At 40.7% G+C, this 12604-nt stretch carries 12 protein-coding genes; all 12 read left to right on the forward strand.

Annotation, left to right across the window (positions count from 1 at the left end; genetic code table 11):
- Positions 1-37: 37 nt before the first annotated feature.
- A complete protein-coding gene (locus H5T88_05130) occupies positions 38-1078 on the forward strand; it encodes an RHS repeat-associated core domain-containing protein (GenBank protein ID MBC7329727.1) in 1041 nt (346 codons plus the stop codon).
- A 1124-nt stretch (positions 1079-2202) separates the two neighbouring features.
- A complete protein-coding gene (locus tag H5T88_05135; GenBank protein ID MBC7329728.1) occupies positions 2203-3093 on the forward strand; it encodes a hypothetical protein in 891 nt (296 codons plus the stop codon).
- On the forward strand, positions 3090-4448 hold the full coding sequence (locus H5T88_05140; GenBank protein MBC7329729.1) for a hypothetical protein: 1359 nt from the start codon (positions 3090-3092) through the stop codon (positions 4446-4448). Before H5T88_05135 ends, H5T88_05140 begins: the two co-directional genes overlap by 4 nt.
- Before the next feature lie 81 nt (positions 4449-4529).
- The gene (locus tag H5T88_05145) at positions 4530-4988 is read left to right on the forward strand and encodes a hypothetical protein (protein ID MBC7329730.1); all 459 of its coding nucleotides are present in this window, start codon (positions 4530-4532) and stop codon (positions 4986-4988) included.
- A 562-nt stretch (positions 4989-5550) separates the two neighbouring features.
- Positions 5551-6390, forward strand: coding sequence for a hypothetical protein (locus H5T88_05150; GenBank protein MBC7329731.1), 840 nt, complete (start codon positions 5551-5553; stop codon positions 6388-6390).
- Complete coding sequence (locus H5T88_05155) at positions 6387-6779, forward strand: hypothetical protein (protein MBC7329732.1); 393 nt, start codon at positions 6387-6389, stop codon at positions 6777-6779. Before H5T88_05150 ends, H5T88_05155 begins: the two co-directional genes overlap by 4 nt.
- Positions 6776-7681, forward strand: a complete 906-nt coding sequence (locus H5T88_05160) for a hypothetical protein (protein MBC7329733.1) — start codon at positions 6776-6778, stop codon at positions 7679-7681. Before H5T88_05155 ends, H5T88_05160 begins: the two co-directional genes overlap by 4 nt.
- Positions 7682-7688: 7 nt before the next feature.
- A complete protein-coding gene (locus H5T88_05165) occupies positions 7689-8486 on the forward strand; it encodes a hypothetical protein (protein MBC7329734.1) in 798 nt (265 codons plus the stop codon).
- Positions 8467-9321 carry an RHS repeat-associated core domain-containing protein gene (locus tag H5T88_05170; GenBank protein ID MBC7329735.1) on the forward strand — a complete coding sequence of 285 codons (855 nt, stop codon included), beginning with the start codon at positions 8467-8469 and terminating at the stop codon, positions 9319-9321. Before H5T88_05165 ends, H5T88_05170 begins: the two co-directional genes overlap by 20 nt.
- Positions 9322-9359: 38 nt before the next feature.
- Complete coding sequence (locus tag H5T88_05175; GenBank protein ID MBC7329736.1) at positions 9360-10082, forward strand: hypothetical protein; 723 nt, start codon at positions 9360-9362, stop codon at positions 10080-10082.
- A gap of 151 nt (positions 10083-10233) precedes the next feature.
- The gene (locus H5T88_05180) at positions 10234-11223 is read left to right on the forward strand and encodes a hypothetical protein (GenBank protein MBC7329737.1); all 990 of its coding nucleotides are present in this window, start codon (positions 10234-10236) and stop codon (positions 11221-11223) included.
- Positions 11220-12569 carry a hypothetical protein gene (locus tag H5T88_05185; protein MBC7329738.1) on the forward strand — a complete coding sequence of 450 codons (1350 nt, stop codon included), beginning with the start codon at positions 11220-11222 and terminating at the stop codon, positions 12567-12569. Before H5T88_05180 ends, H5T88_05185 begins: the two co-directional genes overlap by 4 nt.
- Positions 12570-12604 lie beyond the last annotated feature (35 nt).

Here is a 12604-nt window from a genome sequence, read left to right on the forward strand (position 1 = left end):
AAATAAAAGAATTAAAGGTAAAGAGGCGAAAGACTAGATGGCGGGTTTAAAAGGCACATTCACCACCGATGGCAATATGGTCTCCAAGACCGAAAATGGTCAAACAACGACATATGTTTACAACTATGAGGATAAGATGGTTCAAGTGAACTTGCCAAACGGCACCTCAATTGTCTATTCCTATGACCATTCAGGGAAGAGAATAGCGAAGACAGCTGGCGGAACGACGATAGATTACTATTTTGACGGCGATGATTTGATAATTGAGGCGCAAGGCTCCTCAATCCTCGCTTATTACACGCAGGGTCAAGGATTGATAAGCCAACGCCGAAACAACGCTTCTTACTTCTATCACTACGACGGTCTCGGCTCAACGAAGGTTTTGACAGATGCTAATCAAAACATCCAAAGCACAACGATTTATGATGCTTGGGGGAATATCTTGCAGGCGAGTGGAGCAATCACAAATCCCTATCTCTATGTTGGCGAGCTCGGGTATTATGGAGATGGCGATGTAGGGATGTATCTTTTGACTCAAAGATGGTATAATCCTACGATTGGAAGGTTTGTGGTGAAGGACCCACTAATCAAAGGTATAAGTGGCAAAACCTTCCAGGGGCAAGGTCTTCTCCCACATTCTTCACTTTATTTATATGTGGCTAATAGTCCCGCAAACGAGGTAGACCCCTATGGATTAGTTAATCCCGTTCTTACAGATTGCTTAAATCAATATTGGGTATGCATAAGAAAAGTTGAAAACGAATACGAGGAGTGCAAGCGGTGTGTTGAGAAGGCAAAGGATTGGTGTAATCGGTGGGGCGCTATAGGTTGGGGTGGAGGTTGCGGTTTGATTTGCGTTCCTTTTGGGGGAGTAGGGATGGTTATATGTTGGATGGCCTGTGGCGGTGTTGGATTCGAGTTAAGTCGCTGGGGATGCGAAGTAATACCTATGAGGATGTGCGAGCATGACCGACTTCGTGGGCAGGAAATGTGCCACAATGCATTTATGATGTGCCGCAATAGATATCGTTCACCTAACCATTATTTTCTTCAGCCAATTTTTGATAAATACTGGTAAATAGAGAGTTATCTCTATTGATAGAACTTAAACCAAATGGAAAGGAGGGCCACCCTGTTATGTTCTCAGAACCTGTGGAGAGAGGTGTCTTGATTAGTATATATCTATTGGGGTTGTTGTTTTTTATGTTTTCTTTTGTTTTACTTCTTCGGTACCGAAAAATAGGTTATATTCGCAACGCAATATTTAACACCTCCTTAATTGTTGTCATTCTTACCTCTTTCCAATATGCCGTGAGAAAATATTATTTTTTGTTTGGAGGTTTCTCCGAACAAGATAGCCACGGGCTCTTTTTTTTTGTTAATATTACCCTTTGTGTTGTCAGCCGCAAATAACCCTGATGTAGCGTTTTTCTTCTTAGCTCCCTACTATCTGCGAGGAAACCTCTCAAAGGGAGTTTGGGAAGCATCCTCACTTCAGGATTTTAGAAACAGTCTTTCTGTTCCTTATAAATCAGCACACATACGAGCTCTATTAGGGGGATACCTTTCTGGCTGGATATATATCTTTCCCGATCTCTTCATTGATAAGGAGAGAGTTGTTGGCTTACCTTGGTTTGTTCCCCCTTTTGCTTTCCTCTATGTTTTCACATTTATGTCCTCGGTTCTACTTCTTTCTTTCCACATTAAGATACCTCGCTGCAAACACGCTTTGCTTTATTCTCCTATAATTTCTTTCATTTTCCTTTTCGGCATCTATGTGACCAGTATAAGCTTTCAATCTTTTCCCCATATAAAATTTTTCTTTTTGTTGTTAATCCTATTATTTTTTATCTTTGGGGTAGGATGGTTAGATCTCCTCTTCTTTTTTGCTTCCCCTTATCTATTCCTTCGGGCAAAAATTAGAAGAGATGTAAAAGAGGAAGAATTGCAGTGGGTATATGACTTTCCACCAACATTATCAATTGAAAGTATGACACTGATGACTTTAATGCAATTAGGGATAATTTTTTCAAGTTGGTTTGTAGTGGATTACTTTATACTATTCCGTTAGCAAGAATAGATAAGAGCTTAGAAGCTATTTATGAATTCTACTCTATGACTAAAATTATTTAACTTAACTTCACGGACGGAGCTATTTCTATTTATAATATATTAGCGAAGGAAAGCGGATTGGGAAAAACAATGAATGGAACGAGGAAAGACTATTATTTCGATAGCGATGACTTGATTACAGAGGCGCAGGGCTCTTTGATCCTCGCTTGCTACACGCAAGGTCAAGGATTGATAAGCCAACGCCGAAACAACGCTTCTTACTCCTACCACTACGATGGTCTCGGCTCAACGAAGGTTTTGACTGATGCAAATCAAAACATCCAAAGCACAACGATTTATGATGCTTGGGGGAATGTTCTCCAAGCTACTGGCACAATCACAAATCCATATCTATATATGGGGATTTCTGGGTTCTACGGAGAAACAGGTATAAGTGAAGGCACCACTTATTCCTTTTCCTCTAGCATTCTAAGAGATACAACAATTTATAATCCCCTTCTAGGATATATTATGAATAAAAGGCGAAGACAGCCTATACCTCCTATACCGCCAGATTGGCCTTGGGGGAATTATGGCAAATGGCAGCCAACTTGTAACCCCCACCAATCACCAATATTTGAACACCCAACAAATTGTCAACAAGAAGCTTGGAGTGATTATATAAAATGTATGCAAAGGAAATGTGATAAATGCTACAGCTTTTGTGCGCAATATTCCGGCGTGTACACAAAGGAGGCCATAGAACTTCCTTGCTTTCCCCTACCCTCCCCACCATCGCATTACCCACCTATACCTCCGATTCCCTCCGCACCCGGTATTCAACCTAATCCTCCTAGCCCAATAGAGCAGTTTTTAGAGGAGCTAACGAAGCTGAGAATATATCTAAATTGCATGTACCATTGCTTAAATACAGCTGGTACTTTCGCACCTACCGAGGGATTGAAAGTGCCAGATCTCCCCAATTGTATATCCAAAGCCAGGGAAAAATACAAGGAGTGCTGTAAGAGAAGTAAACGATGAAAAAGTCGAGATCGTTATTAAAACACTCAGTAGCTTTTGGGATAGCGGTTTTGATAAACTCTGCAGTGATTTTTCTGATATCATCAGCGAAAACCAAGTATAATAGTAAACTCCCTATTAAGGAAGAAATAGTAAGTAACTTTCTTCTAAACAAAATCATCAAAGCAATCAAGTGGCAACCTCCTTCTTCTATTTCTTTTCTTCAGGATAAAGAAATTGTGGTTGATGGGAGATATAAACAAGGAGACCTTCGCGCTCTGCTTATCCTCTCTCCTCGAAAACAAGGAAGAATCCTCTGGCTGAACAGCAATATCGATTGGGTAGCTTGTTCACCTCATGGGAAGTATATAGCTTACCCTGGTCCAGAGGATATAGGTGGAGTTTGGCTCTTGGATTTAAAAACCCACACCGCAAAGCTGCTGGCACCGGAAGTTTTGCGGGGCAAAGTCCTATCAGGATTTGTGCACAGATTTTTGGATGAGAGGCATTTTGTTATAGAGAGGGTAGACGAAGAGTTATTGAAAAAAGGAGAAAAATTGGATGTATCTATCGATTTAAGGTGCTTAAGCCAAAGGGAAGTAGAGCGATATTTTGAATTACTTTCCCTCTTCTTCGCTGGAAAGCTAAAACCCGAGGAAGAGCAAGAATTACACCGCCTGGAAACCAAAGTCTTAAAACAAATTAGCAAGGAGGATTTGCAAAAATTGAAAGATTATGTGAAATACCTTGACCAAATAGCGGCAAGTAAAGAAATAAGGCTGGTGGATATACAAACGGGGAAAGAAAAGCTGCTTGCGAAAGGTGGGACGGTTATCGGGATAAAGGAGGACAAAAAGGGAGTTTATGTTTTAGATAATATGGACCACAAAGTGTTTAAGGTGGATATAGACAATCCTCCCCAAAAAGAGGAGCTTTTTTACAAGGGCTCTTTTGACCTGAGGATAAGAAAAGAAAGACCATTGAGATATGGTTTCGTTTATCCTCCTCTATCTTTCGCTGGTCTTTATTATCCTCTCTATCCTCCCTCCACTTATAAATGCTATTGCTATGAAAAGAAGAACAGCGAGATTAGGCTCTTAAAAACGATAAACTGCGGTGATGGGAGATTCCCTAATGATTCTCGTCTTTCCCTTTCGCCACAAGGGCACTTTTCCATTGCATATGGGCCAAAAGGACTTTTTCTCAAGGATTTAAGCAATGGCAAAATTAAAAAAATCACAGACAAATCAATATCTATAGTTGAGTGGAGCGAAGACGATAAAATGTTATTATACATTTCAAAGGGAAAGAAGTGTTATGAAATCTGGCTTTTTGAAACATCTTCATTGATGAATCTAAAAATGTTTCCTCCATAATAGAGACAAGATGACAACAAAAGCGCCGTCTTGCGAGGTATATTTAATAGAAATTATGATAGCGCGGGAAGGCGAACGAGTATGACCGACTATTTTGGTGGTCAGACAAGTTATAGCTATGATGCTCTGGGAAGATTGACTTCCCTCACTAATCCCGCTCTTGGCGAGCTCGGGTATTATAGAGATGGAGATGCAGGGATGTATCTTCTGACACAAAGATGGTATAATCCTATGATTGGAAGGTTTGTGGTGAAGGACCCCCTGTCACGTCGCGAGGAGAATTTTTCAGCCGAAGGTGTTTATCTCTATGTAAGGGACCTCTCCACAAGTTTAACCGACCCATTGGGCTTAATCAGTAGCGATTTCTGCAGAAAATGGCGAGACAAATGCTTCGAGGAAGCGGTAAAAGAGTTTGGCAAGTGTGTAATCGAGGTCGCGTTTGGTTCTTGGAAGGAAGCCGTAGGTGAATTGGTGTTGTGTAATTGCACGGCGAGAGAAACCCGTATACGGACTGAGAAGGCACCTGTAAAGGAATTTTGATAGCAAAATTTCTAATTGCGTAAAGCGTGATGACAAATATCGGTCTTATAATATCTATACTCTATTATTTAGTGTGTATATGGTGTTTTATAGCCTTAAGGAAACGCATATGGTATGACGAGGCGGCGAAAAGAGGATATAGAATCGCTTTATTAAATGCGATTGCTCTTCCATTTTATGTTGCGTTGGGATCATTTATTATAACTTTCCCTATAGAAGGATATCTGAAAAACAATAGCGTGAGAGCGATAGAGGGATTGATAATTTTCCTTAAAATTTTCTTTGTTTTCGGTTTCCTTTTCGCTTTCTGGATCGGTGAGATGGGCGGTTTTCTTTTTCTCTTTTCGCCAGTTTTTTGCTTTCAAAAGGAGATTAAGGGTTTTAAATTTGAGGACTTTTGCAAGTATATAAATGCTTCGGCTTCTATTAGAAGATGGGCCCGAGATTGGTTTAGAACCTGGTGGGGCATTGCGATTTGGGTCTCCTTTTTCCTACTTATAATGCTAACATTCCTCGGATGATTTCACGTTTAATAGTCTTTTCTTCTAAGTCTTTCAAAGCAATGAAAAGAAACAACCCAATCCACAATTCTTTTTATTTTGACGGCGATGATTTGATAATTGAGGCGCAAGGCTCCTCAATCCTCGCTTACTACACCCAAGGTCAAGGGCTTTTAAGCCAGCGGAGAAACAACGCTTCTTATTTCTACCACTACGACGGTCTCGGCTCAGCGAAGGTTTTGACTGATGCAAATCAAAACATCCAAAACACAACGATTTATGATGCTTGGGGGAATGTTCTTCAATCCTCTGGAACCATTACTAATTCTTACTTATATGTTGGAGAGCATGGCTATTGCTTTGACCAGGACATTAACCTAACATTAACAGGTGAACGGTTCTTAAATATCTCACATGGAACATTTCTAACAAGAGACCCTGCGAGGTTTAACGCACGTAACTCTTCCTTATATAGCTATTCCGATGCTTCTCCTGTGAACTACATCGACCCCACGGGTAGAGCAACGTGTTGGATAGGTTACACTTACTTCAAAAAATATTGTCTCTGGTATGATAGAAAGACCGGGAAATTGGACAAAATCACGCAAGGTTCAGAAAGTGTTCATCATGACTGGTGCGCTGAAGCCCGCTGTATCCCCAAATTTCTGTTGTTTGATTATACATATAAGGGCACTGCAAGATACGAAGACGGATTGTGGTATTTACCCCCTCCTTCAATACCTCTCATTAATTGGCACTTGCCTAGCGTCATAGTGGTTCCTTGGCTTCCTGCGCCGGTTAGTCCTTCCTATGATCGGAAGAAATGGAGGCTTTCTTGCACAATTGATTTTCAGCTTACTGTTAAGCTATTTTGGTGCTGCAAACAAAAGGATAAGGAGTGATAAAAATGGAGCAAACCATGGGCACCAGCAAATGGCTTATCATCAAGGAATACTTAAAATTAATAGCTCTCTGGAAAGGAATTTATGTAGGCTACTTTATATTTTGGATTCCTTTGATGCCCATAATCCAGCAGGTACCCGAAAGAAAGATTAATGCTGTGAAGCTTCCCAAATTGCCTTTTGAATTTTATACCATCCTCTTGGAGCTTTTATCCATAGGAGCTATAGTTTTTATTGTATATTCCCTGAAACATCTTTGGGAAAAAAGTAGTATTATGAAGGTTCACTTATATGTTCTGACCGTTCTCCTCTCTCTTAATTTGTTATTTTGGTTTCATATTATGCTAACTGCACCGCTTTTAATCATGCTCGCAAAACTTATCCAATGAAGAACTTCGCAGTGAGAGGAAGAGATAATCTGCAATTACAAGCTGTGGGAAGGATGACATCCGAATACGATTTGACTTGCACGGGAACCCCTCCGAACTACACAATCACTTGGGCGGGAAACACGATAACCTATCAATACGACTCGGCGGGAAGATTGACGAGAAAGACCTTGCCAAACGGAAGATATATATCTTATACTTATGATAGCGCGGGAAGGCGAACGAGTGTGACCGACTATTTTGGCGGTCAGACAAGTTATAGCTATGATGCTCTGGGAAGATTGACTTCCCTCAATAATCCCGCTCTTGGCGAGCTCGGGTATTATGGAGATGGAGATGCAGGGATGTATCTTCTGACACAAAGATGGTATAATCCTGTGGTTGGGAGGTTTGGGGTGAGAGATCCCACCGCGACGGAAAGGTGGTTTCAGATAAATACATATGCTTATGTAATGGAAAATCCTTTAAACAGCACTGATCCTTCAGGGCAGTACACCCTTATAGGTTTCCCACCAGCAAGTGTGGAACGCATAAGAAAAGAAATGGAAACCCTTTGTAATCTTCTAGTGCCGTCAGACCCCGAGAATCACTTTTGCTGCGCTGGGAAAGAAGCACCAAAATTGATACAGTGTTTGAAAGAATGCTGTAAGTCAGGGGAGATAATTTATATTGGCGTTAACTCTAAGTGTAATGGATTGGAAAACTGTGGTTTTGCTTATATTCATGGCAGAAAATGTAAAGCTTATGTTTGCTTAATGGGATTGAACGAATCTATGTGCGGACCAGTAGGAAGCACAGTAGCCCACGAATGGATACACAGTTGTGGATATCGGGGTGAAGAGTATCCTTCTCTCGTAGAGAAATGTCTCTATTCCCCTATTGGTCCTCCTCATATTCGCTAAAGAAGAAATGGTTACAAAAACACCTTCGTCTTTAAAGCTTACGTTTTTTGTATTGTTAGGGACTATCATTACTTTGGGAAAATTAATTAAAGGCGCGAAAGGGCCGGAATGTGTAGGTGTTAAGGAAGCATTGTGGTTGGCTTACCTTTGTCTATTATTAGCCTTCTTGGGGGGGACACTTATCGCTGTTTTTTCTTTTAAGAAAAAGGTCCCAGTTACCAGGTGTTTACTATGGGGTTTAATTGCGATTTTAATAGGAAGCCTCTCCGCATTATGGATTATTTTGGGGAATCTTTCTGCGCCCCTTTGGCAATGGTCCCATATTGTTCTGCCCTCAGGAGCATTAATAGGGCTTGGAGCATTCGCTGGAATCGCTTTGTGCTTAATTTGCATTTCCAAAGGTTTGAGCCCAATTAAAGCATTCGTTATCGGGTTTATAGTTTCCTTGTTAATTTCTGGGAGTGGCCTCATCTGCTTCTTCACTGTCCCTTGTATCCCCTATCCCGTAGATTTTTCCTGTGATATTGCTTTGGGGACCTATTTAGGTTTTACTGTGGGTTGGATTCTTTACCAGCGGGGTTTCCGAGCTTCCACCTCCTTTTTAACGGGGTTATTCCTATTTTTCATCATTTTAGGTGGTCTAATAGGGATTCTTTATATTCCAAAAGTGGACTTAAGAGAAGGGATTTCGTTTCCTTGGAGGAATATGTCTTCCTCATTTTTTTACACGGTGACCTCGATTTACCTACTGAAGGAAATCCTGTGGAAAACGGGTAGAAATTGCAATGTTATTAAGGCAAAGTAATATAAGAAGAAAAAGCAATAAAAATGTCTTAAGAAGTGATAACTCGCTTGGGGAGTTTAGAGTGCCGAGCATTTTGGCTTACTACACAAAGGGGCAAGGTCTCCCGAGCCAGCGAAGAAACAACGCCTCTTATTTCTACCACTACTATGGTCTTGGCTCAACGAAGGTTTTGACTGATGCAAACAAGAATGTCCAAAGCACAACAATCTACGACGCATGGGGAAATATTCTTCAATCCTCTGGCACACTCACAAATCCCTATCTATATGTCGGCGAGCTCGTGTATTATGGAGATGGGGATGCAGGGATGTATCTTTTGACTCAAAGATGGTATAGCCAAACCGAGGGTAGATTCGCTGTAAAAGATCCGTGGGAACAAGGTGTCAACCTTTATGTATACGCAAGATCAAATCCTCTCAGCTACATAGATCCTGAAGGAACATTTTGTTGGCATTTACTAGGGGATTGTATCGGCACAAGCTGCCATGGCAATCCTATCTGTCCCCCAGCGGGGAATAGTCCCCTTGCAAAGACTTGGAAGTGCGTGAAAGAAGCGATATGTATGTTTGCATTAACGGTCGGGCTATGCGGTATTCCTATGTCAGCAGTAGATGTATGGTGCGCTATAGGTTGCATCGGAACTACGGTGGGGTTTCTACCCTGCCTTGCGGGATGTGTAGCTGCATCAGAACTCGTTTTTGATATATGTTTATACACCCAAATCCCCACAATACTTATTGATTTTATTAATTGTAAAGCTAACGGGCTTACCCCCTGCCTGGACAACAAATCGCCTTTTTTAATTCTGCTACCATGCAAAGGTATCCCAAACTGACAAAGAGTGAACATAAATGGATGGAGGGCAATATAGGTATGAAAAATTTGCTATTAACTCTTATCACTATCTTTAGTAGGCTGATAGGTGTATTCTTCTGGACAGCTCTTTTTTGGGAAATAGGAAGAGCGATTGTGAGTCAATTCTCCTCCTCTTCCTATCTCAAGTTAGTAGGAGGTGCTACTGTTGCTGTTCCCTTCGCTCTAAGCTGCGCCTTGGTGGAATTCGTAATAGCAAACATGAAGTGGGGGATAATGCCCCGAATATCGCTATCTAAATTACTAGTTATAATTACAAATTTGCTAGTCTTCACATTTTGGAATATTCTTTTACTAATGGCTATATGGGTAGTATATACAACGAAATTACCGGTTCCTTTGCAGTTACTCGTCGTCTTACCCATTATTGTCGGATTTATCCTTTGCTCGGTATATGTAAGAAAAATCGTCTCCCTACATATGGACAACGCAAATAAATATCCCCCAGAAGAATATAGCAAGCTGAGGGAAAAATGCTCTAAGCAAGCATTTAGGGTGTTTAATCTCCCTTTCTTGATACTCGAGAGTTGTGCCATTGCTGCCATAGTTTTTTATTTGTATATGACAAGGATATTACCCTCTATTTGGTGGGTTATATTCATAATTGCTGTTAACAGTTATACGATGAGCCTACTAGCAGTTAGCAGATATGTGAAAACATTGGAAACCTTGCTTAAAAAGAAATCCTGCCATGAAGAAGAAAAACCCCCCAGGAAGAGGTGAATAATAAGACTTGAAGCTATTCTCCAAAGAGATAGAAAATGTGTTCTTACGAAAAGGGGCGATGCTCTTTACCAATGATTGCTCCGGCAATATGGCCTCAAAAACAGAAAATGGTCAGATTACTCCATGTGTTTACAACTATGAGGATAAGATGGTTCAGGTAATATTGACAAGTGGAGCGAGTATAGTTTATAATTATGACCACGAAGGCAAAAGGATAGGAAAGACTATGGACGGAACGACGAAAGACTACTATTTTGATGGTGATGACTTGATAATTGAAGCTCAAGGAGAGAATATATTGGCTTACTACACGCAAGGTCAAGGATTGATAAGCCAACGCCGAAACAACGCTTCTTATTTCTATCACTACGACGGTCTCGGCTCAACGAAGGCTCTGACAGATGCAAATCAAAACATCCAAAGCACAACAATCTACGATGCTTGGGGAAATATCTTACAGGCGAGTGGAGCAATCACAAATCCTTTCTTATATCTTGGAGCTTCAAATTGGTATGCTGAATTTGGGATAGATTCCTCTGTGCTTTATTTGAGTGCAAATACAGTGTTATCCACTTCAACTTTTTATAACCCTGCGATAGCTCGTTCAACGACTTCAAAGCGACCAAGGACCTTTCCTTTCCCCATTGATTGGGAACATGGAGGTTATGGACCTTGGCCAAATTGGCCTGGTGAAGACCCCTATGATATTCCGATTTTCCCTAATCCAAGAACCTGTCAAGGAAAAGCTTGGAATGTATACATCAATTGCTTACGTGGAAAATATTCTAACTGCAAACAGTCGTGTGCATTTCTTGTAGCAGCACTTATGGGGAAAAGGGTTGATCTGCAAATCCCTTCGCCTTTACCTACCCCTCCTTCATCTGCTGCTGTTGTTCAACCATGGCCCCCAAAACCCATCCCTTCTAACTGGGGAGAAGTGCTTATGAACTTGATAGAGCTTGTTTCTAATTCCTTTCAATACAGACTCTGTTTGGGACAATGTATGAACAGTGAGGGACCCTGGGAATTCCCGATTCTCTTGAAGACAGATAAAATAGAGTGGTGGAAATTTAATCTTCCAAATTGTTTTGCAGAAGGGAGGGATTTCTATAAGCAATGCTGCGAGGGTTCAAAATGAAAAAAACTATATGGAATAAACTTACATATTCGTTATTACTTGTAGTTGCGTTGATATTAACAAGCAAATTATTTTGGGCACAACTTGAAGGTCACCATGTTTTAAAAGTCAAGGAAGAACCATTGAAATCTTCAGACTCCATTCTTAATTTTTTCAGAGAGCAAGCTCCTTCTTGGATTGATTTCTTAAACCCAAATGTGGTGTTGGTCAGTAGTATGAGGGGTTCAAATAACCTTACTCCCCTCTTAATACTTTCCGGTCATTCCAGCGGAAAAGTACTATGGTTGAACGGAGAAGCTATCAATTGGTTCTCATCTTCTCCAAATGGAAGATACATAGCCTATTACCCTGGTTCAATCCACCAAAAGGGGATATGGGTCGTGGATCTGAAGGAAAAGCGCTCTAAGTTGGTAGTTCCAGAACTCCTAAAAGGTAAGCAGCTTTCGGTAACGCCTGGGATGTTTCTTGATGATGAACACATTATTATTGAAAGAATTGACGCAAAATTGTACCAGCAAGGGACGGAAACCGATTTTTTATCTAGCTATTATAAAGGGCTTCTGGCTCTAAGTGAAGAGGAAAGAAAACGTTTTGAAAAGTTAGATACACTTTTTTGGCAAAGTAAGCTTAAGCAAGAAGAATTTGAGGAATATATGCGTCTTCTAAGTAAAGTCATTAGTATGATGAGTCCGGAAGACAGGAAAGCAATGGAGCAGGCAGATGAAGCGCTTAGCGCAGCGTTCTCCGGACAAGAAGTCTACATTGTGGACATTATAAATGGGGAAGAAAAATTGTTGTTTAAGGGCGGGGAAGTAATAGGACTCTCGCAGGATGCAAGGTGGGTTTATGTGAGAGATGTACGCAGTAATAAAGTTTACAAGGTAAGCCCGGTTAATCCAAACATAAAGGAAGAGCTTCTTAACCTTTATTATCCTTTTCTTCGCATAAAATCAGATGCACCGTTACAATATGGATTTCCTTATCCTTCGCTCATCAGGTTAGGAGTTGCTACAAAACCATCAGCTTATAGGTGTTATTGTTATGAGAAGAAGGACGGCACTATTGCACTCCGAAAAATCATCAAGATTGGCGATGAAAGATTTCCCCCAGATGCTCGTCTTTCAGTCCCTAAAAATGGGATGTATGTCCTTGCAATAAGCGATAGCGGTTTTTATCTGAAGGAAATTGAAAAGGGGACTATAAGAAAGATAGAAAATGCAGATGTGTCAAGTTATAATTGGAACAGCGACCATACCAAGTTGGTCTATGCTAAAAGGAGCAAGATGGGTTATGAAATTTGGCTTTATGATTTACTCAGCCATAAGAAGACTCGTTTATTTCCTTGATAATAAACATCGCCATTCAACAGCTTGCACAGAGC

Source organism: bacterium, assembly GCA_014360495.1.
Classification (GTDB): domain Bacteria; phylum Armatimonadota; class JACIXR01; order JACIXR01; family JACIXR01; genus JACIXR01.